This window comes from Bradyrhizobium sp. 41S5, from assembly GCF_011516665.3.
GTDB lineage: Bacteria > Pseudomonadota > Alphaproteobacteria > Rhizobiales > Xanthobacteraceae > Bradyrhizobium > Bradyrhizobium quebecense.
Window position 1 is genome coordinate 170,441 of the sequence record NZ_CP083722.1, and the last position, 22,195, is coordinate 192,635.

Here is a 22,195-nt window from a genome sequence, read left to right on the forward strand (position 1 = left end):
CTCGGGCAGCGGCACAAAGAGTCGCTGCCTGCGGCCGCGCACTCGAGATCGGCGCACGAACCGTACGCATACGACGAAGCTTACGATTACCCACATCTTTGAGTCAGAGCTTCGCCCCCGTTGCGATATCGATGAATCGCGATAATCCGCGCCACATGATGAGATTCCCTGGTGACGGATCGTTGGCGCGGGCGAGATAGCCGCCGAGCCTGGCGATCTTGATGAGATAATGCGACAATGTCGTAAGACCGTATGTCCGCCTCTACCGATGAGGTGGCTCGCCCTACACTGCGCGTCCGAGGGTTGCTCGGGCGAACCGAGCCGATCCTCATCACAGGAGGACGAGCCGTGGCAGATTATAGGGAAGCATTCGTCGGAATCGATGTGGCCAAGCTGAGAAATGCCGTCGCGATTGCGGATGCAGGCCGGGAGGGGGAGGTTCGGTTCTTCGGCGAGGTTGATGCTTCGGCCACCAACATGCGCCGCGTCTTAGGGCGGATCGCCAACCGGTTTGACCGCGTCCACTTCTGTTACGAAGCCGGCCCGACTGGCTATGGTCTTTATCGCCTGATCCGGTCGCTCGGCCACCAATGCACGGTGGTGGCGCCGTCGCTGATCCCAAGGAAGCCGGGTGATCGTGTGAAGACGAACCGCCGGGACGCCGTTTCTCTCGCGCGGCTGCTACGCGCCGGCGAGCTGACGGCGGTATGGGTTCCCGATGAAGGTCACGAAGCGATGCGCGACCTCGTTCGCGCTCGATCGGCAGCGGTTGAGACGCTGCGCATCCACCGGCAGCAGGTGAGCGCCTTCATGCTCAAGCATGGCCGCACCTATCCCCGCAAAAAGGGCTGGACGATGCGCTATTTGCGTTGGCTCCAGGAACAACAGTTCGACCACCCCGCACATCAGATCGCGCTACAAGAAATGGTCGAAGCAGTTCGCGTCGCCAGGGACCGGGTCGACCGGCTCGAGCGCACGATCGAAGAGTTCGTCTCGACCTGGTCTCTGGAGCCGCTCGTGCGGGCGCTTCAAACATTGCGCGGCGTCGATCTGGTCGTCGCAGTGACATTCGCAACCGAGGTCGGTGACGTGAGCCGTTTTGAGGGCCCACGTCAACTTATGGGTTACCTCGGTCTGGTGCCAAGCGAGCGATCGACGGGAGAGGCTGTCAGACGTGGCGGCATCACCAAGGCCGGCAACGGCCGTGTTCGCCACATGTTGGTCGAAAGCGCCTGGACATATCGACACCCGCCGAAGATCGGCAAGACAAAACTATACCGGCTCGAACAGACGTCGCCAGCAGTGCGAGAGATTGCTTGGAAGGCGCAGAGCCGCTTGACGGCCCGGTACCGGAAGCTGGCGGCGCGCGGCAAACGAACGACGGTGGTCTGCACCGCTATCGCCCGTGAACTGGTGGGGTTCATGTGGGCGGTTGCCAGGCAAGTGCAGACAGCCTGATCGAGCGCCCTTATCATCGTGCATGGGCGGAGGCGGGACCACGGCAGAGGGAATGCCCGTCAGACGCTTTGTGGCCGGCAAGAGCGCCGACGCCCGCAGTAAGATAGGAGCAGACCTCGGACGCACAATCGGGAATGCGGTAGCCAACCCGCGCATCAGAGCTTGATCACCGACGTCCTTCGGTTCCGCCTCCACCTATGCACGACCATCTCTATGAATAGCCGATCGACGACGATCGGGGCGGTGCTCTGCGTTCTAATCCTTGACAGCGGACATCAGAGCGTCGTTCTCAGGCCACAGCTTTGAGGTCTTGACGACAATAGGCCCACGGAAGCAGCTGATCGATGTCGCTGTTTGGATGGCCGTTGACGATCCTGGTGAGGGCGTCGGTCAGGTAAGCGAGCGGATCGACGTCGTTCAGCTTACAGGTTTCGACCAGGGAGGCGATGGTGGCCCAGTGCTCGGCGCCGCCGTCGGAGCCTGCGAACAGCGCATTTTTCCGGTTCAGCGTGATCGGACGGATCGAGCGCTCGACGACGTTGTTGTCGAGCTCGATGCGGCCGTCATTGATGAAGCGCGTCAGGCCCTCCCAGCGTGAGAGCGCATAGCGAATGGCGTCGGCCAACTTGCCCTTTTGGCTGATCAACGCGAGCTTTGCGCGGAGCCATCGCTCGAAGGCTTCCGCCAGCGGCCGGATTTTCTGCTGCCGAACGAGGCGACGCTCCTCGGCGCTGCGGCCACGGATGTCCTTCTCGATGGCATAAAACTCGGCGATATGCTGAAGCGCCTCGCTCGCAATGGGCGCGGGGCCAGGAGCGGCAAGTTCGTAGAAGTTACGCCGCATATGCGACCAGCAGAATGCAAGCTGAACGTCGCCACGTTCGGCCAGCTTGCCATAGCCGGCATAGCCATCGACCTGCAGGATCCCACTGAAGCCTGCCAGATGGGCGATCGGTCGGTCGGCCTTGCGGTCGGGGGCATAGACATAGGCGACGCCCGGCGGATCGGCACCGCCCCATGGCCGGTCGTCCGCCGCATAGGCCCAGAGCTGACCGGTCTTGGTGCGCCCCCGGCCGGGATCGAGCACCGGCATCGTCGTCTCGTCAGCGAACAGCTTTGCCCGTTGCTTAAGTTTGCCAAGGAGGCGCTCATGCAACGGACGCAAATGGAAGGCTGCCTGCCCGACCCAGTCCGCCAGCGTCGAACGGTCGAGCTCAATGCCTTGGCGGGCGTAAATCTGTGCCTGCCGATAGAGCGGCAGGTGATCGGCATATTTGGACACCAGCACCTGGGCGACGGTGGCCTCGGTCGGCAATCCGCTCTCGATCAGCCGCGCTGGGGCCGGCGCCTGCATGATGCCGTCCTCGCAAGTCCGGCAGGCGTATTTGGGTCGCCGGGTTACAAGGATCCGGAACTGCGCCGGGACCAGGTCCAGCCGCTCAGTTCTATCTTCGCCGATCCGATGTAACTCACCCTGGCAGCAGGGACAGGTCCTATCCTCGATGTCGACGACGACCTCAATCCGGGGCAGGTGCGCCGGCAAGGCACCACGGTTGCCGCGGCGCTTACGAACCCGCACCTCACGGCCTTCAGGTGCGCTGACGTCCTGCGCCGTCTTGCCGTACGCGGCCACCTGCTCGACGTCTTCCAGGCCCAGCAGCATCTGATCTTCAGGCAGCGTCTCGGCTCGCGGGCCAAACCGATGCCGCTGCAATTCCTTGATGATCTGGCGCAGCCGTTCGCTCTCGCACCGCTCGGCAAGCAGCATCGCTTTCAGCATCTCGGGATCGTCAGGCAGGGCGTCGCTCACACCCAATTCAGAGCATATTCATCGCCATCTGGCGACGCGTCCGACGCTCCTGATTCACTTCGCCGCAGCGCTGCCAACAACTATCCCGCTTGCGTTGGCGCCGACGTCTCCCGTGCCTCATGCACAAGCCGCCAGTCGAGCCCTTCCAGCAGCGCCGACAACTGCGCCGCCGACAGACGCATCACGCCGTCCTCGATCTTCGGCCAGCGGAAGATCCCTTCCTCGAGCCTCTTAGCGAACAGACACAGACCCGTTCCGTCCCAGAACACCAGCTTGATCCGATCCGCACAGCTCGTTTCATTGTACGTCCCTTTGTCAGATACCGGGTAGGCGGATCATTCTATCATATTGATAATCAATGTAGTTTCTCGGCCGACGCTCGATCACGCGCTGCACCGCTATACGTACTGTTTCCGAGCTCAGCGCGTCGACAGGAACCAACCATTGCGAGCCCTTGATTGCTTGTGTGGCCGGCAAGATGTCCTTCAGCACCAAGCTCTTTGCTGATCCGACGCAAATTCCAAAGTGTGCCGCAGCCTTCGCAAGGCTGATCATTTTGCCGTCGGACGATGCGGGGTCGTATTCCGGCAAGCCCAGGCGTTCGCGCATTTCCCGCACGCGAACAGTCGTCCAGGTCTCGCCGTCGCCGGTCTTGCAGCGCATCCGATTGAGCGACACGGCGAGCTCTCGATCAGGCCAATGACCAGCGAGTTTACGAAGTGCGTCAACGGCAGTCGGTGCCATGTCGCCCGGATATCGGCCCGTCTTAACGCGAGCAACGCGAACCTCCGTGTGCCGGCCGCCGGTCCAGTGGATGAGCAGAACCGCCTCATTGGTGTTCCTATCGAGATCGCAAACAATCTCTCGGACCACAATGTGAACCAGCCGCTGCTTGGTGCGCGTGTCCGTGGACGGTGCATTCCAAACCCGCGGAAGATCATGCGCAAGTTGCAGAAGCAGGGCGCGGTCGATCTTGGGACTTTCCGCCGATGCGGTGCGCAGCTCCTTTACACGACCTTCAAGCTCGGCAACCCGCTCCAATGCGCCATTCCAGCGCGCCTCGAGTTCGCGGGCAACGTGGCGCTTGGCCGGATCCACAAGCTCGTATCGGCGTGCAGCAAGAGACGCTTCGTAGCGTACGACTTCAAGCTCCCGTTCGACGGCCGTGATGATCTCTTGTCTTGAGCGCTCAACCTGGTCGGACGCCAATATCGCTGCTTCAACAGCCCGATCGGAGACGGCCTCAAGGATTTGCAGCGCGACCGCACGATCGACCCGCACCCCGCCGATGCCGATACATAGGCCAGCGCCGACATGGGCGTCATCGCCGCGGCATTGATAACGATGGGCATTCCCCTTGGCCTGGCCGTAGAACACACGCATCATCCGCCCGCAATGGCCGCACCGCATCAATCCGGTCAGAAGTGCGCGTCCCCCGCGCGCCGATTTTCGCGAGCAGTTCTTCTTCATGTGGGCGTTTTCCAGCAGCAGCCTCTGATTGTCCTCATACTCCTGCCAGCTGACATAGCCGGGATGATTGTCGCGCAGGAGAACATTCCATTCCTCCCGCGGCTTTTTGAACCCGCTGACCTTGCGGGCGCGACCGTCCACGATCCGTGTCTTCTGGGCGATTCGGCCAAACGCATAGGCGCCAGCATAGAGCGGATTGTGCAGGATCTGCATCACCGTGTGATAGGCCGGCGCCTTCCAGCTGAGCTTGTAGATTTGAACGTTTTTTAGAACCACAGGCATTTTGATGTCGGCAGCACGCAGCCAAAGAAAGACCTGCCGGGCGCTACCGAGCTCGCGGAACTTCGTGAAGACGAGTCGAACCAATCCCGCCACATGTTCGTCGGGATCCATTTCGATCTTGCCGAGTTCACTCCAACAAAATCCAGGTGGAAGCATGAAGCGGTACTCGCCGCGCTTGGCCTTAGAGTCCCGAGCGGCGATTCCACGTTGGCGAAGCAGGCTCAGCTCATACTCCGACATCGTTCCCTTCAGTCCGAGAAGCAGGCGGTCGTTGACAAGCCGCGGATCATAGGCGCCGTCGGGATCAATGACCAACGCGCCCGCGAGGGCGCATAGGTCGATCAAGTGATGCCAGTCGCGTCCATTGCGCGCCAGCCGCGACGCCTCAATGCAATAAACGGCACCGACGTTACCCGAACAAACCATCGCCACAAGCCGCTCAAATCCGGGCCGTTGAGTGCTGCCAGAGCCTGAGCGGCCAAGATCATCGTCAATTACCGCCACCGACTTAAATCCGGCGGTTTCCGCGGCCTGCGCCAGGTCATATTGCCGCCGCTGGCTTTCGAGATTCCCCATAACTTGGGACATTGTCGATTGGCGAACATAGACGACGGCGGCGCGGTCGAGGTGATCACGTGTGATCTTGACACTCATGGTCACCTCCCGACATCTGAGCGGGTTCGACGCCAGCCGCTTCCAGCAACAGATCGGCGAGCGCCTCGATCAGACCTTTGGGATTGGCGCCCAGCGGGTTCTGGGGAATCCGAAGACGCAGATCCAGACCCAGTTGCATCGGCTCGCGATATTGGCTTTTTCTCCGCACGTCCTTTCTCCCTCTTCAAAGAAGGACGGGATTGTGCGCCCGACGCCTGAGTCGCGCCCAGAAGCTTCAGAACAGCAGCAAATTCGTTCAGCCCCTCAATACTGACCTGCGGCGGTCCTAGCGCCATGCCGGCGCAGTAGCTTTCGTCGAGCATCCAATTGGGAACTTCGCGGCTAAACCCACGCCGCTCCTCTGTGTAGATGCATTTCAGCTCCTTGCCGCGTCGGAACGGTGCCACCTGAAGCGTCCGCCCAAAAAGCGGATGCCACGGATACGCAATCTTCGCGCTTCGAAGACTGTATGCAGAATGTCGAGTGTTGGGCTCGCTTGGCCCGGAACACATAGACCGCACCCGAGAAGGGGTCAGCCCGCATGCTCTCACGCACCAGGGTCGCGAGCCCTTCCATCCCCTTACGGAAGTCCACCGGCTTGGTCGCCACCATCACCCGGACCGCACCCGACGGACCGATCACCGGCTCGCCTTCAGCGCCTGGACAATCGACGCAACCATCGTCGTATCCGCACCACGACCGGCCCGGATCATGATGCCGTCGACTTCGATCTCGATAATCCCGGCATCGCAACGGCGAGCCCGGGTATCCGCTTTGGCCTTGCAGCGCACCGCTTTGCGCTCCCGGTCAACAGCGGGCGCCGGCACCGCGGCATCCACCACCGCCGGCACAAACTGTACTTCTTCTATTGCGGAATGACCGCCTGCTGCTTCTCGCAACTGACGTCGCCAGCCAAACAACTGCTGCGGTGACAATCCATGCCGTCGGGCTACCGAACAGACCGAGTCGCCGCTCGCCACGATCTCCGCAACGATCCGCGCCTTGTCCCCATCGCTCCACTTCCGCCGACGGCCGGCTCCGGTGAAGACTTCAAGCCGCCGCACCGGCTCCGTGATAGCACTATGCTCTGTGTCCATTCTAAGCCTAACGGTCCAAACCGAACCGCAGACTCGCAGATCACCCCGTCATCCGGAAGGTGGCCGCTGAACAGCGCTCTGATGTCCGCTGTCAAGGATTAGAACGCAGAGCACCGCCCCGATCGTCGTCGATCGGCTATTCATAGAGATGGTCGTGCATAGGTGGAGGCGGAACCGAAGGACGTCGGTGATCAAGCTCTGATGCGCGGGTTGGCTACCGCATTCCCGATTGTGCGTCCGAGGTCTGCTCCTATCTTACTGCGGGCGTCGGCGCTCTTGCCGGCCACAAAGCGTCTGACGGGCATTCCCTCTGCCGTGGTCCCGCCTCCGCCCATGCACGATGATAAGGGCGCTCGATCAGGCTGTCTGCACTTGCCTGGCAACCGCCCACATGAACCCCACCAGTTCACGGGCGATAGCGGTGCAGACCACCGTCGTTCGTTTGCCGCGCGCCGCCAGCTTCCGGTACCGGGCCGTCAAGCGGCTCTGCGCCTTCCAAGCAATCTCTCGCACTGCTGGCGACGTCTGTTCGAGCCGGTATAGTTTTGTCTTGCCGATCTTCGGCGGGTGTCGATATGTCCAGGCGCTTTCGACCAACATGTGGCGAACACGGCCGTTGCCGGCCTTGGTGATGCCGCCACGTCTGACAGCCTCTCCCGTCGATCGCTCGCTTGGCACCAGACCGAGGTAACCCATAAGTTGACGTGGGCCCTCAAAACGGCTCACGTCACCGACCTCGGTTGCGAATGTCACTGCGACGACCAGATCGACGCCGCGCAATGTTTGAAGCGCCCGCACGAGCGGCTCCAGAGACCAGGTCGAGACGAACTCTTCGATCGTGCGCTCGAGCCGGTCGACCCGGTCCCTGGCGACGCGAACTGCTTCGACCATTTCTTGTAGCGCGATCTGATGTGCGGGGTGGTCGAACTGTTGTTCCTGGAGCCAACGCAAATAGCGCATCGTCCAGCCCTTTTTGCGGGGATAGGTGCGGCCATGCTTGAGCATGAAGGCGCTCACCTGCTGCCGGTGGATGCGCAGCGTCTCAACCGCTGCCGATCGAGCGCGAACGAGGTCGCGCATCGCTTCGTGACCTTCATCGGGAACCCATACCGCCGTCAGCTCGCCGGCGCGTAGCAGCCGCGCGAGAGAAACGGCGTCCCGGCGGTTCGTCTTCACACGATCACCCGGCTTCCTTGGGATCAGCGACGGCGCCACCACCGTGCATTGGTGGCCGAGCGACCGGATCAGGCGATAAAGACCATAGCCAGTCGGGCCGGCTTCGTAACAGAAGTGGACGCGGTCAAACCGGTTGGCGATCCGCCCTAAGACGCGGCGCATGTTGGTGGCCGAAGCATCAACCTCGCCGAAGAACCGAACCTCCCCCTCCCGGCCTGCATCCGCAATCGCGACGGCATTTCTCAGCTTGGCCACATCGATTCCGACGAATGCTTCCCTATAATCTGCCACGGCTCGTCCTCCTGTGATGAGGATCGGCTCGGTTCGCCCGAGCAACCCTCGGACGCGCAGTGTAGGGCGAGCCACCTCATCGGTAGAGGCGGACATACGGTCTTACACATCATCATGCAGCCTCCATGGTGATCGACAGCCGCCACGACAGAACCCGGCGGGTCGCCCAGTCCAGCGCCACGGCCAGATAGACGAAGCCTTGCGCCATCGGGATGTAGGTGATGTCCATCGCCCAGACCTGGTTCGGACGCGTGATCTCCATACCACGCAGCAGGTACGGATAGATCTTGTGGCCGGGCTCGTGTTGCGTGGTGCGCGGACGGCGATAGAGCGCCTCTATCCCCATCCGCCGCATTAGCGTTTTGACATGCCGGCGGCCGATCTTGCACCCCTCGGCAGCCAGCAGGCCTCGCAGCATTCGCGAACCGGCGAAGGGAAACTCCAGATGCATCCGGTCGAGCCTTTGCATCAGCGCGAGGTCTTTGGGCGGCACTGGACGCGGCAGATAGTAGACGCTGCCGCGGCTGATGTTCAGAGCTTCCGCCTGCTTGCCGATCGGCAGATCGTGTTCACGGTCGATCATCGCTTTGCGCTCAGCAATCCCGCCTTGGTGAGCGCTCCTTCTAAAAAACTGAGCGGGCGCTGCGCGCCCCCTGTGGGATATAAACGGGCGTCAACTCGCCGATCTTGGCATGCAGCGACTTCACGTCGACGGTGGGTTCGGCGATCCGACTCCCGCCGCCCGGACCGAAAACATCGGCAGCGCGGCCTTCGAGCTGGCCCTTCCACGATGTGATCTGATTGGGGTGAACGTCGAACTGCTCCGCTAGTTGCGCCAGCGTGCGGTCACCCTTGACGGCGGCAAGCGCCACCTTCGCCTTGAAAGCCGGAGTGTGGTTCCGCCGTGCTCGTCTGCTCATCGTCTCTCCTGATTCGCGGGTCATTCTTGCCCGCCGTCAGGCAGAAACTCCACTTATCGCACTGTTCAGATTTGCGGGACCGGCTCAATCCTCGAATGGCTCGGAATAAAACGTCAAAATCACTGTGATGAACCACTAGCGAGAACGCCCAATTGCAACCCTTCTCCACTGTAGCAGGTGTTCTGACGCGTGATCGTTCGTCATAACGCAATCAACAGAGTTGTCGAACGAAACGTTCCGCCCATAAAAAGCGAGCCAAGGTGCTTGTTGCGGAAAATTCGTGTGTTGTTATCACCCTGTTCAAGAGCGCCATGACAGCCTCTTGCGAAACCAAGCCGAAGTCGGCCAAGGCCGCAAGAAGCAAGCTGTGATGAAATTATGTCCGCACGAGCCGCAATCGCCTTTGGCAGTACAAGCGCGAAAGTCTCCTTTGCGTATCCGTGTGGAAATACGTCAGAGCCCAAGCGCTCACGCAAGTAAGAACGGAGGAGTTCCTTGCCCGAGCGAAGTGCAAACGGAAGCTTCGCTCCAAAATTGATCAATCTCGGATCGCCGAATGGGCGGACGGGCCAAAGACCTCGCGTCGCGAGTGGGCGAGCATGACAAAGACTTGCGAGCAGAGTTGTGGATAGAGTGGCGCTGAGGGGGGCGCTAAAAAGGAAGGATGAACGAGCGGCGTCGAGCCCACGTTTCGTCAACAGGTCTTCTGCAACCCCAAGCGCGATATCCAGATGCGGTGAAGAGGGAGATCTGGGTTCCCCCTCGTCGCTGCTGAAGCGAGCGCAAAGCTCGTCTCCTCCTATGCCGGACCAGATTATTTCGCAGCCATCGCCGCGAAACCGATCCCAGAGTGACCCGAACGCCTCAAGGTAATACTCTGAAATGAGTGGCAGGCGTCCTTTCAGGTCAAGATCTAGATCAATCGCCGGCATGTGGGCGTGCATGTCAACTTTGTGATCGCGACAATCCAGTGCGCTCAAAATGTTAGCTCGGCGGTCAATCTGCTTGGGGCTACTCCCGTCGCCCAATAGTATCCCGCCACATGCTAGCGATGCTACACTCTCGCTAACAGCAACTGCGACGGAAGCGGAGTCCATTCCTCCGCTCAGCTCCACAGCGTTTGCGCAGAAGGCCGTCGGCCGCGAACGAACAACCGCCTGAAGAGTATCAGAAAACTCAAGGACATGATCGCCCTCCTCTCGTCCGGAGAGCTCAGGAGCTGATGAAGTTGTCGCGCCGTACTCAAATGACGTTTCCGATCTGTCGACGTACAAGGTGGAGCCAGCAGTCAGCAGGTTAACGCCAACGCAGGCCTGTCGCGCAGAGTAGAACGTTCTCATCGACAGGTGATGCGCTATAATCTCTGCATCAATCGCTCGCGATTTATCCAAAAACTCGACAAAATCCCAGGAGAGCGTAACCGTGCGAGCGCGCTCCTCCACGTGGAAGTAAATTGGGAGGCTGCCAATATGGCCTGCTCGTACACGCAACCGAGGACCCCGGCGAGCGGCCTCGATCACGATAAAATCGAGCGGCCAGTGCATGCATTTCTGGTAGTGCTGACGAAACTGATCTGTAGACGCATGGTCTATTACGACCGAATGAACGCCAGCCCCGTCCGCCGCTCCTTGACGCTCACGTATGACGAAGAACCATTGCTCAGTGCTCTTCACTAACGAGCTCTCAAGACTCTTATGTTGGAAAGGCCAGATGCAGCTTTCACCAAACTCTATCGAACAGCCTTTGACAACAGGATCGAAGTTTTCCAGGTCGGCTATTTTCAGAGTGGCCTTGAGCATTTGTTCCTCGACTTAAACGTTACCGCCTCTCGTGTGAGAGGCGGTAACAGAGTGAAGAATGATCTTAAAGGTAACCTTCGTTAGCGCTGTCGCTAGGGAAGGGGCCTTCGGATACGAAGTAGTGGGAGGTGGCAGCACCGGTAAGGGGAGGTCAGTTGTATCGGGCCGCGATGGCCGCTTAGACGTGTCTGCAGTTGCGCTCTTCATGTCGTGTTCCTATTGATAGCGTGATCGGGCTTCTCGTCGTGTGGCGCGGCAGCGTGTCGAGCCACTCTATAGCGTCTCTCATGTGAGAAGCCGGGCGACAACCTACCAAGATTTGCGGGTTGGATGACGGTGCTGGACAGAATTGGGTTGGAGCTTAGTAACGGTAAACGGCAGCAAATTCCGCAGAGCCGCATCTTTACGTGAGATCGTATGGAATCCAGATCGCAAGGCCATGTCGGCTCTCTCAGTGCAAGCAAAGCCCCATTCCCTGGATCCGCCGCAGATCAGGTCAACGACAGCACATTGTCGCCGGTTTCCGAACTTCTGCATGCGTACTGGCGATCCGATCGGCGCTTGCTTCTCATCGTTGCCACAGTGGTGCTGATCTCCAGCACGAGCAGCGTCGCAGCCCCCTATGTATTTTCGGGTCTCATTGATCGCCTCCCGCGGGGGGAAGGCATGTCGCGTTTGCCTGGGGATTCGCCGGCTATGCGGTCCTGCTCGGCATAGCCTCCGCATTGCAGCGCATGCTGCAGTATCTTTTCTTCATGACAGCCGAGAACCTGGGCTTCATCGCTGCAACTCGCTTTTTCGATCGCATCCTGAGAAAAACCTCAGCCTTTCTTCTTGAGCACAATCCCGTGGAGATACAGAGTGCGGCTGCGCGCGGGTGCAGCGCGTTGACGACGTTGGTCCAGCTTGGAATTATGATATTCATCCCGGCTGCAGCGCAGCTTCTGCTTACGCTCGCTATTCTCGGTGTGCTCGTCAATATCCAGATCGCTGCAATCGTCGTCGCTTATGGGGCTGTCGCGATTACATTGGGGTGGAGTTCCACGCGTCGGGCGCGCGTGTTTCTGGACCGGGCCATCGAAGCCGGACAGGAGAATGCGCGTTTCGTCGGCAACGTCATGAACTCCATGGACACGTTGCGCCATTTCGGCAGTCATTCCTGGACGAGCCAGCGCTTTACGATGAAGGCGCGGGAAGTGCGCGATAACTGGCGAACCTACGTGTTTCAACGATTGGCCTACATAGCCGTGCTCGGCTTAGCCATCGCGCTACAATTTGCCGTCACACTTCTCCTTCTAATACCTGAATACCGGGCCGGCGCGGTCACGATCGGCGATATTGTGCTATTCAACACGCTTCTACTCCAACTCAATATGCCCTTCGAGATGGTCGCGCGCGCGATCTCTGACGCGGCGCGGTCGCGAGCCGACCTCATTCCTCTCGCCAGACTGTGGGTCGCACCAGAAGAGCGGCGAACATCTCATGCTCATGATTTCACGCCCTCCGCTGGCCAGCTATCCTTCGAGGGCATTGGTTATGCCTACAACAACGGTCGTGGCGTTACGAATGTCTCGTTTCTGGCTAGGCGCGGCGCCATTACCTTCCTTGTCGGCGAATCCGGATCGGGGCAGTCGACAATATTCAAGCTCGTCCTGAAATCGATTGAGCCAGACTGCGGCCGTATTCTGGTCGATGGAACCGATATAGCGACCATCGATCACACGGATTGGTATGCCGCAGTTGCTGTTGTGCCGCAGGAGGTGATGTTGCTCAATGAGTCGCTAGCCGACAACATTCTGCTAGTGGTTCATCACAGTGATTTTGACTCTTTGACGACGGCCGGATAGGCGCGGCGGAGTTTGGCGCGGGCTTTGTCGGTTGTGAACATCCACTTGATGCGGTCTTGCGCCTTGTTTCGCTGCCGTTGCCATGCCGCGATCTCGTTTCGGAGCTTTTTGGGGTCGTCGATGCGGCGGCCGAGACACTGGCGCTGCAGCACGCTGATCTCGCACTCAACCATGTTGGGCCAACTGGCGTGTTTCGGGGTGTAGTGGAATTCGAGGCGGCGCAGGATGCGCCGGGCTTCGGCGGGCGCAAATGCTTGATACAGCGCACCGGCGGTATGGATCGACAGATTGTCCTGCACGACACGGATGCAGGCGGCTTCGGGATAATGGACGTCGACGAGTTCACGCATGCAATGGGCGTAGTCGACGGCGGCGCGGCGCTCGGTCGCCTTCACGTTGCGCCACCCCCGATGTGGATCGAAGGTAACAAAGAGATTGACGGTGCCATTGCGGCGGTACTCGTAATCGTAGCGCTCGCGCTGTCCGGGCTTGGCGGAGACCGGCTGGCGCACCTCGCCGATCAGCTGGACCGGGGTCTCGTCGAAGCAGACCAGCGGCCGGGCCGGATCCGGCCTCTCGGCGTAGAGGTCAAGCACGTCCTCCATGCGGGCGACGTATTCGCCATCGACATGAGGAATGCACCACATGTCCCTGCGCCATGGCTTGAGGTCGTTCTCCGCCAGCCGGCGGCGCACGGTCTCGCCCGACAAGCTGTCGTGATCGGTGAGCTTGACCATCGCGTTGGCCAGCAGCGTCAGCGTCCAGCGTTTGCGGCCGGCCGGCGGCTTGGCGCATGCGGTCGCCACCAGCAGGGCCTCCTCCTTGCCCGTCAGCTTGCGTTCCGCCCCTGGACGCGGCTCCTCGCTCAGGGCCCGCTCCAGATTGCCTTCCACGAAGCGGCGCTTGGTCCGATAGACGGTGGAGAGGCTGACACTTACGGTCCGGGCAATCCCCTCGTCGCGGCGCCCTCCATCGGCCGCCAGCAAAATCTGCGCCCGCTTGAGCTTGCGGGCGGCGCACTTGCCGCCGCCGAGCATCGCCGTCAGTTCGTCTCGCTCGGCTTGGCTCAATTCGACCCGATAACGGACATTCATCCTTTGCCTCCTTGTCGGAAGACCGGGACGAATCGATCCATGAGTCAAAAATCAGGCGCGCGCTTCACCCAGAAGCAGGGGCACTACCTCGCTTTCATCTACACATATTCCAACATGTTCGGACAGCCGCCCGCCGAGAAAGACATCCAGCGCCACTTCCGCGTCAGCCCGCCTTCGGTCCACCAAATGATCGTAACTCTCGAACGAAACGGATGCATCCGTCGTCAACCCGGCGTCCCAAGGAGCATCGAAATTCTCGTGCCGCCGGAAAGCTTGCCGATCCTCGAATGGCTCGGAATAAAAACGTCAAAATCACTGTGATGAACCACTAGGACGGCCCCGCGACGAGGTGCGCCTTCGCGGTGCATCGGAAAAAGCCGCTATTCTCCCCATTATCGAGGCTCTGCCGGAAGGATTTGAAACAACCGTTGGAGAACGCGGTTTGAAGCTTTCAGGCGGGGAGCGCCAGCGTATTGCTATCGCCCGCGCGCTCTATGGCGAGCCGGCGATCCTTCTTCTCGACGAGGCCAGCTCCGCGCTTGACGAACGAGCCGAGCGGGACATTTTGGACCATATTCGCAGCCTAGCGGAAGATGTGACCGTGCTGGCAATCACTCATCGCAAAGGGGTCATTTCTACAACCGACGTCGTGGTCGAGCTGACCGACTGCGGCTTGTCCTTGACATAGGCGAAGGGGATGATCAGCCCGGCGCGTTGATTGTCTGCACTGCAGGCGCATTGCTGGACGAGATGTGACCTTGCCCCCAGATTTTATCCAGTTCTGAGTTCGCTCAAGCCATTGGATTTGCCCAGTTGGGCGGTGGTAGCGACGGGAGCTGGCGCGGAGCCATCGGCATAGCGCAGCGCCAGATCCCGGCGCGGGTGGCAGGTGAAGGCGAACTCGGAGGGTGTCTTCCATCCGAGCTGTGAGTGCGGTCGTGTGTAGTTATACAACAAGGCTCAAGAACGCCCACAGGACCGTTCTTCGCGAGGTTCTTTATCGGCATCATCCCTGGTTTGGTCGCCGAGTTTGCGTTCATGGGGCGGTCGACAAGGTTGACGATGTCGTTTTTCGCTGCACCCTGGACGGATCGCAAGCAGACCGTTGGCTGGAAGTTCCAGCATGGATGTTCGACCGGACGGCCTGCCCTGACGCCGAGCTTCTGACAGCTCAGCCGTTTGTTAGCATCGATGCACTTGCGGCGCTCGCTGCGCTTCTCGATCTGGCGTTGAAGGATCGAACGCCATCAGCTGCCCCGCTTTCTGGCGCATCCAGAGGCTCTCACGACCAGAATCGGGGAGCGACTCATGTCACGCGAGACGGCAATGCCAGGGAGCGGATACCGACACAATCGACAACCGCGGTTGCAGCAGCAGATGGATCTGTTCGGGGGCGGCCTGTCGAACGGCGCCCTCGGCGCGCCGGCATGGTCGGAGCTGCCGGGGGAAGCGCGGGCGGCCCTCACAAGCCTGATGACGCAGTTGATGCTCGACCATGCTGCGATGACAGCGACGCCGCCCGCGAAGGGGGGCGATCATGATCTCTGACAAGGTCAGGCCTCATCATCTGGAGCGTAAGGCGATTCTTTACGTGCGCCAATCCTCAGCACATCAGGTGTTGCACAATCGCGAGAGCAGCGCATTGCAATACGCCATGCGGGACCGGCTGACGGCACTCGGGTGGTCAGAGATCGAAGTGATCGATGATGATCTCGGTCGTTCAGCCGCCGGCGGCGTGCAACGCGCCGGTTTCGAGCGAATGGTAGCGGAGGTTTGCCTCGGTAAGGTCGGTGCGGTTTGCGCCCGCGAGGTCTCGCGCTTCGCCCGCAACAGCCGGGATTGGCAGCAACTCATCGAGATGTGCCGCGTGGTCGATACCGTTCTGGTCGATCAGGAGACTATCTATGCGCCAAGGCACGGCAACGACCGCCTGCTGCTCGGGCTCAAGGGCAGCCTCAACGAGTACGAACTGGATTTGTTGCGCCAACGCTCGCTCTCGGCCCGCTACGAGAAGGCGCGCCGGGGCGAGTTGGTTGTGGCGGCGCCCGTCGGCTTCGTGAAGGCCGGCGACCATTATGAGAAAGATCCGGATCGGCGTGTCCAGGAAGCGATCAAGCTGGTGTTCGACAAGGTCGACGAACTGGGCAGCGCGCGACAGGCGCTCCGCTGGCTCCACGAGTACAATCTCGATCTACCAGTGAAGCAGTCCAACGGCGACACAGCCTGGCGGCGACCGAGTTACTCCGCCATCCACCGGATCATTGAGACCCCGGTCTACGGCGGCGCCTATGCCTATGGTAAGACGGCTGTGGCGGCGGGATACAGCGCCGGGGGCGTGAGCGTGAAGATCCGCCGCAAGACACGGAACGAATGGCTGGCGCTGAAGCCCAACACCCACGACGGGTATGTGAGCTGGGAGAGGTTCGAGGCGATCCGCACCATGGTCAGCAGCAACGTTCCCACCGGTCGGCATCACGGCGCACCCAAGCATGGTGACGCGCTGCTGGCCGGTCTGATCCGGTGCAAGCGCTGCGGCCGCAAGCTCACACTCCGGTACTCCGGCATGAAGCACCATATCCCACGCTACAGCTGCAGCCGCGCCTGGATGGACAATGGCGGTCCTCACTGCATCGCCTTCGGCGGATTGCGTGTCGATGATGCAATCGAGGAAGCACTGCTTGGCGTCGTCGGTCCGGGCGCTATCGCCGCTGCAACCGCTGCCGCCAAGGAAGCCAGGGAACGGCGGGATCAGGTGCGCGATGCGCTCAGTCGCGATCTGGAAGCGGCGCGCTATGCCGCCGACCGGGCTTTCTGGCAATACGATGCCGCTGACCCCGCGAACCGGTTGGTGGCGAGTGAGCTGGAAGCGCGCTGGAACAGGGCACTCGCTCACGCGGCGGAGGTCGAGGGCAAGATCGCCATGCATGATGCGGCCACGCCCGCACCCATTGCCGATCCAGCTTCGCTCGGCGTACTGGCCTCGAACCTCAAAACGGTCTGGGATGCGCCGACGACGGATGCTCGTCTCAAGAAGCGCATTGTACGCACCCTCGTCCATGAGGTCGTGGCCGATATAGACGACGCGGCGTCCGAGATCGTTCTCATCGTCCACTGGGTGGGTGGCGCTCACAGCGAGTTGCGCTTGCCCAAGCGCCGGCGCGGACAGCGCAACAGCACTTCCGCCGATATTATCCAAGCCGTGCGTCAACTGGTGCTGATCGCCAGCGACGATCTGATTGCCGGCCTCCTCAACCGAAACGGCCTCAAGACGGGCAACGGCAATCGCTGGACCCGCGAGCGCGTCACATCGATGCGCTCGAGCTACCACCTCCCGGTGTTCAAGCCCGCCGATGACGGGATCGAACCCTGGCTCAACCTGAGCAACGCCGCAAAGCTCCTGAAGGTCGCGCCCAAGACGCTCCGGCTGGCCGCGGAAGCAGGCGAAATCGCAGCCATCCATCCGCTATCGGACGGCCCGTGGATCTTTGCTCGCGCCTCGCTGATAACAGCTGCCGCTCAGTCTATCGCCGAACGAGCGCGACAGAACCCAAGATACCCCACAGGATCGCATCCCGATCAGCAAACTCTCTTCTCTTCAACAACATAGACAGATGGGTGTTCTGATGCGCGGTTGTAGAAGTCGAGGTATCGGCCAATCGAGGCTCGAGCTTCGCTGACGTTCTCGTAGGCCCGCAGATAAACCTCCTCGTATTTGACGCTGCGCCACAGCCGCTCGACGAACACGTTGTCCCGCCAGGCGCCCCGGCCGTCCATACTGATGGCGACTAGGCAAGGTACGAGCGAGGAGAAGAACGACACGATCTCGCCTGGCCGGAGGCGTTGGCGACAGGCCACTTGGCCTTGGCCATCAACGGCATGGATGTGAAATACGTGCTTCGAAACGTCCAACCCAATTGTCGCGACTTCCATTGGTGAACTGCTGCTGTTAGCGGGTTCGTCCATCGCCAGCATATCGCCGGCGCCGAGGGAGCGGGGCCGTCTTCCCCATCAATGGCCGGATGCGCGATGAGCTGCTCAACGAGACCCTTCCGGCAGCCTCACTCGTCGCTGTAATATGTTACCCTCCGCGGCCTATGCAGCCCACCTCACCGCAACGGACGATCGGCTACGCAACCCCGACCAGCTTCGCCGATCGTTCGTTGCTCCAACCGCGCCACTTGGCGTCCAAGATCCCGACACTCTAATGCCGCTGGATGAAAGTTCAGTGGCAGGTCCATTCGTGAATCCATGATCGCTCCTCCAGATTGGTTAGAAGCCGACATTGTGGTTCGATAGATGCACAACTTAAATTCCGATTCGAGTTTTGCAGGTGTCAGGGTTGCAGTCGCGCGTAAGCGCGCAATCAATCTGCAACCCCGCACACTCGGATCAGCGCATTCGGTCAAGCTTAGAAGCACCAGGCCCCCCCGTTTCATATGATGATGCCACGGCTCAGTTTGATAGAGGCAGTGATACGCCTCATTCACCGTCGTCGAGCGAGTCGTTCTTGGCCCGGCTCGGTACTTTCGAACGAGCAGTTCACTTGTCGATTGGAGACACCCAAGGCCAGAGGCGCGGAACGTGCCAACATCAACATCAATACGGTGGCGCAAAGTTCGCTACGCCCAGGGGAGGGGTCAATCGAGCCGCGCGATCAGGCCGATCCAAGGGGATTGGCGGAGACAGATGCCCCACGTGGGCGACGGAAGTCGTACAGCGGAAAACCGTGGCCAACGACAGGATAGATCGGGGCCGTCTGTATAAAATTGCTCATCGCCAGAAAAAGATTGTTGGCGGAGAGCAATGGGCGCTTGGAACCATCGATGAACCGGAACCATTAGAATTGTTGGGTGCCTTCCCGCGCTGGGGCGTGCCCGGGGCGGTCCCGGTTTTTGCCCCCCAGCCCCGACCGGGACCGTTCACTTAAAAGCTGGCTTCAGCCAGACAAATTTAGCTTGTGCGTTTGCGCCATAATACCGCATTTTTCGCCGGCAATCCCCCGCTTTCCCGGGCCAGTCGTCAGATGGATAGGGCAGACCGGCAGCCGCTTAGTCTTACTGCGTCACAAATCATGACGGCGCATCGACCTGGATTTGGACTGCGCAGCACGGACATCTACGTAGCCGGCTAACCAATGCGCTGGTAAGGCGCCGCCGCATGGTAGCGATCGAATTCGGAATATGACGCTCGGTTCTGAGCGGTAGCGCCCCGCGGCTTTTGATTTTTGGGAAGCGCAAATTCTTTGACGAACGCGGGCCGACGAGGTCGTGAGGGGGGAATCGTCTCCCTTTCGGAGATCAGGAAGCCGTAGGCGGCGATGCATAACGTGGCGTGGTGATGGAAGCCGCGCCAACCACGCCCTTCATAATGCCCCAGGCCGACCTCCTGCTTGAGCTCTTGGTAGTCGCGTTCGATGCGCCATCTGAGCTTGGCGAAGTTGACCAGGGCGCGGAAGGAGATGTTTTCAGGCAGTGTCGAGAACCAGTATTTGGTCGGCTCCGCCTCGCCGTCAGGCCATTCGATCAACAGCCATTCCTCCGCACGGGGCTCGCTCAGCCAGTAATCGCGATTAGCGGGACGGACCCGAACGCGTGCAAAGCGCGAGGTCAGCCAATCAGCACTGCCTTCGCGCCATCTGACATTGCGCCAGGCCGTTCTCGGCAGCGCGAGCGCCTTGACTGAGCAGGGCTTATTTTTGTCGTCGCGCCGGATCAGCTTTGGCGGCCGCCCATTCCCAGACCATCGCTTTGGTGGCAGCGGTCTCGTGCCTGGTGGCCAGACAGAGGTGTGCGGCAAGATACCGGCAACATAGCGCAACCCCAGTGCCGTCACTTCCCCGCGCAGCGCGGTATCGGCCCCATATCCCGCATCCATCAGCACAACACCGCGTGCAATGCCCGCTGCACACGCCGACCGGATCTGCTCCAGCGCGATCTCAGGCTTGGTCTTGAAGGTGACATCCTTTGGTACGCCCGCCTTCTCTCGGCGATCCTCATCCTCGGCCCAACTTTCCGGCAGGTACAAACGGTAGGCGATCGGCAAACTCGCATGATGATTGGCAATCGATAGCGAGACCGCCACTTGGCAATTGTCCTGCTTGCCAAGCTGACCGCAGTATTGCCGTGCCACGCCAACCGAATGCCGCCCTTTCTTGGGAAAGCCAGTATCATCGATGATCCAGGCCTCGATCGGACCGTGTCGCTCGATCTTGGGCTGGACCATCTCTCGCACCTTGCTCAAGACCTTCTCGTCCGACCATCCGCCCGCGCCGACGAAATGCAATAATGATTGATGCTGGGCCGCCGTTCGCTCCGGGGCTGTTATCGCCGCCATCGGCTACCCATTCCAGCTCCCCCTCGCGTGAGTCCCTCGGGTAGCCGATTCGTCGTCAAAAACGTCCGCGACTTTCTGACTCAGTAAGATTAGGAGGCCGCGCAGATTCGGTGGAAAAACGGGTGCCGGACTATTCACGCTCGCTACGTCCGCGACGCCACATGCAGGTCGTTCGGATAGGTCTAGATCTGGCGAAGTATGTCTTCGAAGTTCACGGCGTCGAACAACCACGGGAACGTCGTTGTGCGAAAGAGGTTGCGTCGCGATGATGGCCAGCTTTTTCGCCAGGTTACCGGCCTGCCTAGTCGGCATGGAGGCTTCCAACGGGGCGCGTTATTGGGCGCTCGCGTGCTCACGGAGCTTGGCCATCAGGTCCGACTGATCAGTTCGTGACGCCCGACAAGCGGAAATCGTCAGCGCAGCAGAAGCTGGAGGAGTGCATACAAACCGGCCACGCCTACGCCGAAACGAATGCAGAGACCGAAGACAGATCAAATTGACCTTGAACGGAGACCGATTAAACGACCCACAAGTGCTTGCTTTAATTGCGGGGGCTTCGATCGAAGACTCTTGAATCAGATGAATCGCTTGTGATTCATTGTTGAACACCTGAATCGCGACGGCGAGGTGCTTTCATGTGTTCAAGCGGTGCGACATTCGTCGATCGACCGGCTCGAATAGTCGCCAGAATGATCGTGATGAAAGCACCCGCCAACGGGCGCGTAGAGAAAGCCGACATTCTCAGCGGCCACTTCGCCGCCACGCGCACGCGTTACGATGATTGTGCAGGCCCGATTCTCCTCATTCAGGAACACACGGCGCAGCGCAAGAACAAGATCAACCCGACCCGCGTTCTCATCGAGAAGAAGGAGAGCATTCGTTGACTCGACAGTCTCAGACAATCGATCGATCGGTTCGGACAACCGGAGTATTGCATTCATATCGGTGACCGCGAAAGCGACATCTGTGAATTTACCTGACGCAAGACCTTGGCGCTCACTTCCTTCTCCGCGCCTGCGTCGATTCGTTGGTGAGCGATGGCGGCCATACGATTACGGCCGAGATGGAAGAGACCAGCGTCAAAGGCCTGCATTACATCGACGTTCGGGACGACAAGGGTGCGATGATGAAAGCCGCGCTGGAAATTAAGTTCAAGCGGATTGCCGAGATGGTGTTGACGGACACCGAGATCGCATTCGATGAACTCATCAGCGACGCCGACAATCGACGATGTCGCCCTGGGACCCTGGCATTCTACCTTACCAAACTTGCCCGATTGGGTGGCCACCTGGCCAGGAATGTTGTCATCTGGCGCGGCCTCTCAAGACTCACCGATATCGAACTCGGCGCGGCTGGAAATGTGTAATTGAAAGCTTCACCGGACGGATACCCGGATCGTCACCCTGCTGCCAGAGCGTGAGCCAGCGAACCGCACAAGCCTGGCTCGACGTTCATCCCACACGCGCGATCGTCGCCCGCGATCGCGGCGGGGATATGGCGAAGCTGCGGCAAAGGCTCTGCTGCACGCGGTTCAAGTCGCAGATCCTTGGGAGAACGCCACTCGAGCATTCCTCGATGCCGTCCGCAAATCGAGGCGCCAGATTCCGCAGTCAATCGGAGCGACAACAATCGATCCAAACTGCTCACGATCCGTGAAATCCGCACCCTGTCGAAAAGCGGAACGCCAATCAAGCAGATCGTTCGCCGAACTCTTGACGGAGCACAAGGAAGATAGAGGCTGCTCGATTAGCGTCGTCCGACCCGGAATTCGCGTCAAACCTCCACTCGGCTCCTTCGCCGTTTCCGCAATAGCGATGGCGTTTCTCAGCTTCGCGATGCTTCCCGTATAAATCTGCTACGGCTCTCATCCTGTGATGAGGATTGGCTCGGACCGCCCGAGCAACCCTCGGACGCGCAGCGTAGGGCGAGCCACCTCATCGGCAGAGGCGGACATACGGGCTTAC

Annotated in this window: 14 protein-coding genes and 10 pseudogenes; 12 read left to right on the forward strand and 12 right to left on the reverse strand. The window is 60.3% G+C overall.

Annotated elements, in window-relative coordinates; genetic code table 11:
• Nucleotides 1–348 precede the first annotated feature (348 nt).
• On the forward strand, nucleotides 349–1,458 hold the full coding sequence (locus HAP47_RS41130; protein ID WP_173643979.1) for an IS110 family transposase: 1,110 nt from the start codon (nucleotides 349–351) through the stop codon (nucleotides 1,456–1,458).
• A gap of 289 nt (nucleotides 1,459–1,747) precedes the next feature.
• On the opposite strand, the gene tnpC is transcribed toward HAP47_RS41130, so the two are convergent.
• From tnpC to HAP47_RS41145, 3 genes are all read right to left on the reverse strand, one after another.
• A complete protein-coding gene (gene tnpC / locus HAP47_RS41135) occupies nucleotides 1,748–3,238 on the reverse strand; it encodes an IS66 family transposase (protein ID WP_176396425.1) in 1,491 nt (496 codons plus the stop codon).
• A 110-nt stretch (nucleotides 3,239–3,348) separates the two neighbouring features.
• Entirely contained in the window at nucleotides 3,349–3,537 is a 189-nt protein-coding gene (tnpB, locus tag HAP47_RS41140; protein ID WP_210285743.1) for an IS66 family insertion sequence element accessory protein TnpB, read from the reverse strand.
• Nucleotides 3,538–3,583: 46 nt separating this feature from the next.
• Nucleotides 3,584–5,674: a recombinase family protein gene (locus tag HAP47_RS41145; RefSeq protein ID WP_173637250.1), complete on the reverse strand. Its 2,091-nt coding sequence runs from the start codon at nucleotides 5,672–5,674 to the stop codon at nucleotides 3,584–3,586.
• On the opposite strand from HAP47_RS41145, the gene HAP47_RS41150 reads away from it, so the two are divergent.
• Complete coding sequence (locus HAP47_RS41150) at nucleotides 5,658–5,948, forward strand: hypothetical protein (protein WP_173637249.1); 291 nt, start codon at nucleotides 5,658–5,660, stop codon at nucleotides 5,946–5,948. The two genes, HAP47_RS41145 and HAP47_RS41150, sit on opposite strands and share 17 nt — an antisense overlap.
• A gap of 218 nt (nucleotides 5,949–6,166) precedes the next feature.
• Here the strand turns inward: HAP47_RS41150 and tnpB (HAP47_RS41155) are convergent.
• The 5 genes and pseudogenes from tnpB (HAP47_RS41155) to HAP47_RS41175 all read right to left on the reverse strand — a co-directional run.
• Nucleotides 6,167–6,316 (reverse strand): annotated as a pseudogene (tnpB, locus tag HAP47_RS41155) (IS66 family insertion sequence element accessory protein TnpB); the annotation flags it as partial.
• Nucleotides 6,313–6,771 carry an IS66-like element accessory protein TnpA gene (gene tnpA, locus HAP47_RS41160; RefSeq protein WP_176396411.1) on the reverse strand — a complete coding sequence of 153 codons (459 nt, stop codon included), beginning with the start codon at nucleotides 6,769–6,771 and terminating at the stop codon, nucleotides 6,313–6,315. The pseudogene tnpB (HAP47_RS41155) and the gene tnpA, both read right to left, overlap by 4 nt.
• A 357-nt stretch (nucleotides 6,772–7,128) precedes the next feature.
• Complete coding sequence (locus HAP47_RS41165; RefSeq protein WP_173643979.1) at nucleotides 7,129–8,238, reverse strand: IS110 family transposase; 1,110 nt, start codon at nucleotides 8,236–8,238, stop codon at nucleotides 7,129–7,131.
• A gap of 118 nt (nucleotides 8,239–8,356) precedes the next feature.
• Nucleotides 8,357–9,158: pseudogene (locus HAP47_RS41170) on the reverse strand (DDE-type integrase/transposase/recombinase); the annotation flags it as partial.
• 200 nt (nucleotides 9,159–9,358) lie between these two features.
• Nucleotides 9,359–10,957, reverse strand: coding sequence for a hypothetical protein (locus tag HAP47_RS41175; protein ID WP_231169162.1), 1,599 nt, complete (start codon nucleotides 10,955–10,957; stop codon nucleotides 9,359–9,361).
• A gap of 510 nt (nucleotides 10,958–11,467) precedes the next feature.
• Here HAP47_RS41175 and HAP47_RS41180 point away from each other — a divergent pair.
• Nucleotides 11,468–12,759: pseudogene (locus tag HAP47_RS41180) on the forward strand (ABC transporter transmembrane domain-containing protein); the annotation flags it as partial.
• An 8-nt stretch (nucleotides 12,760–12,767) separates the two neighbouring features.
• Here the strand turns inward: HAP47_RS41180 and HAP47_RS41185 are convergent.
• Nucleotides 12,768–13,898, reverse strand: a complete 1,131-nt coding sequence (locus HAP47_RS41185; RefSeq protein WP_176396410.1) for an IS630 family transposase — start codon at nucleotides 13,896–13,898, stop codon at nucleotides 12,768–12,770.
• A 39-nt stretch (nucleotides 13,899–13,937) separates the two neighbouring features.
• Between HAP47_RS41185 and HAP47_RS41190 the strand changes: the two genes are divergently transcribed.
• Nucleotides 13,938–14,219, forward strand: coding sequence for a LexA family protein (locus HAP47_RS41190; RefSeq protein WP_166106965.1), 282 nt, complete (start codon nucleotides 13,938–13,940; stop codon nucleotides 14,217–14,219).
• A 7-nt stretch (nucleotides 14,220–14,226) separates the two neighbouring features.
• Nucleotides 14,227–14,586: pseudogene (locus HAP47_RS41195) on the forward strand (ATP-binding cassette domain-containing protein); the annotation flags it as partial.
• An 83-nt stretch (nucleotides 14,587–14,669) separates the two neighbouring features.
• Here HAP47_RS41195 and HAP47_RS41200 read toward each other — a convergent pair.
• A pseudogene (locus HAP47_RS41200) lies at nucleotides 14,670–14,849 on the reverse strand (IS3 family transposase); the annotation flags it as partial.
• Between the two features lie 357 nt (nucleotides 14,850–15,206).
• Here HAP47_RS41200 and HAP47_RS41205 point away from each other — a divergent pair.
• Nucleotides 15,207–15,446: a hypothetical protein gene (locus HAP47_RS41205; protein WP_176396409.1), complete on the forward strand. Its 240-nt coding sequence runs from the start codon at nucleotides 15,207–15,209 to the stop codon at nucleotides 15,444–15,446.
• A complete protein-coding gene (locus HAP47_RS41210; RefSeq protein WP_176396408.1) occupies nucleotides 15,436–17,505 on the forward strand; it encodes a recombinase family protein in 2,070 nt (689 codons plus the stop codon). The genes HAP47_RS41205 and HAP47_RS41210 overlap by 11 nt, the downstream gene beginning before the upstream one ends.
• Here the strand turns inward: HAP47_RS41210 and HAP47_RS41215 are convergent.
• Nucleotides 17,475–17,684: pseudogene (locus tag HAP47_RS41215) on the reverse strand (integrase core domain-containing protein); the annotation flags it as partial. The gene HAP47_RS41210 and the pseudogene HAP47_RS41215 overlap by 31 nt on opposite strands.
• Nucleotides 17,685–17,908: 224 nt before the next feature.
• On the opposite strand from HAP47_RS41215, the pseudogene HAP47_RS41220 reads away from it, so the two are divergent.
• Nucleotides 17,909–18,150 (forward strand): annotated as a pseudogene (locus tag HAP47_RS41220) (hypothetical protein); the annotation flags it as partial.
• Between the two features lie 875 nt (nucleotides 18,151–19,025).
• Here HAP47_RS41220 and HAP47_RS41225 read toward each other — a convergent pair.
• A pseudogene (locus HAP47_RS41225) lies at nucleotides 19,026–20,234 on the reverse strand (IS701 family transposase); the annotation flags it as partial.
• A gap of 158 nt (nucleotides 20,235–20,392) precedes the next feature.
• On the opposite strand from HAP47_RS41225, the pseudogene HAP47_RS41230 reads away from it, so the two are divergent.
• The 4 genes and pseudogenes from HAP47_RS41230 to HAP47_RS41245 form a co-directional block, all read left to right on the forward strand.
• Nucleotides 20,393–20,615, forward strand: a pseudogene (locus HAP47_RS41230) (IS110 family transposase); the annotation flags it as partial.
• A gap of 305 nt (nucleotides 20,616–20,920) precedes the next feature.
• A complete protein-coding gene (locus HAP47_RS41235; RefSeq protein ID WP_176396406.1) occupies nucleotides 20,921–21,115 on the forward strand; it encodes a hypothetical protein in 195 nt (64 codons plus the stop codon).
• 146 nt (nucleotides 21,116–21,261) lie between these two features.
• Nucleotides 21,262–21,597, forward strand: coding sequence for a hypothetical protein (locus HAP47_RS41240; protein WP_176396405.1), 336 nt, complete (start codon nucleotides 21,262–21,264; stop codon nucleotides 21,595–21,597).
• A 25-nt stretch (nucleotides 21,598–21,622) separates the two neighbouring features.
• A pseudogene (locus HAP47_RS41245) lies at nucleotides 21,623–21,942 on the forward strand (hypothetical protein); the annotation flags it as partial.
• Nucleotides 21,943–22,195 lie beyond the last annotated feature (253 nt).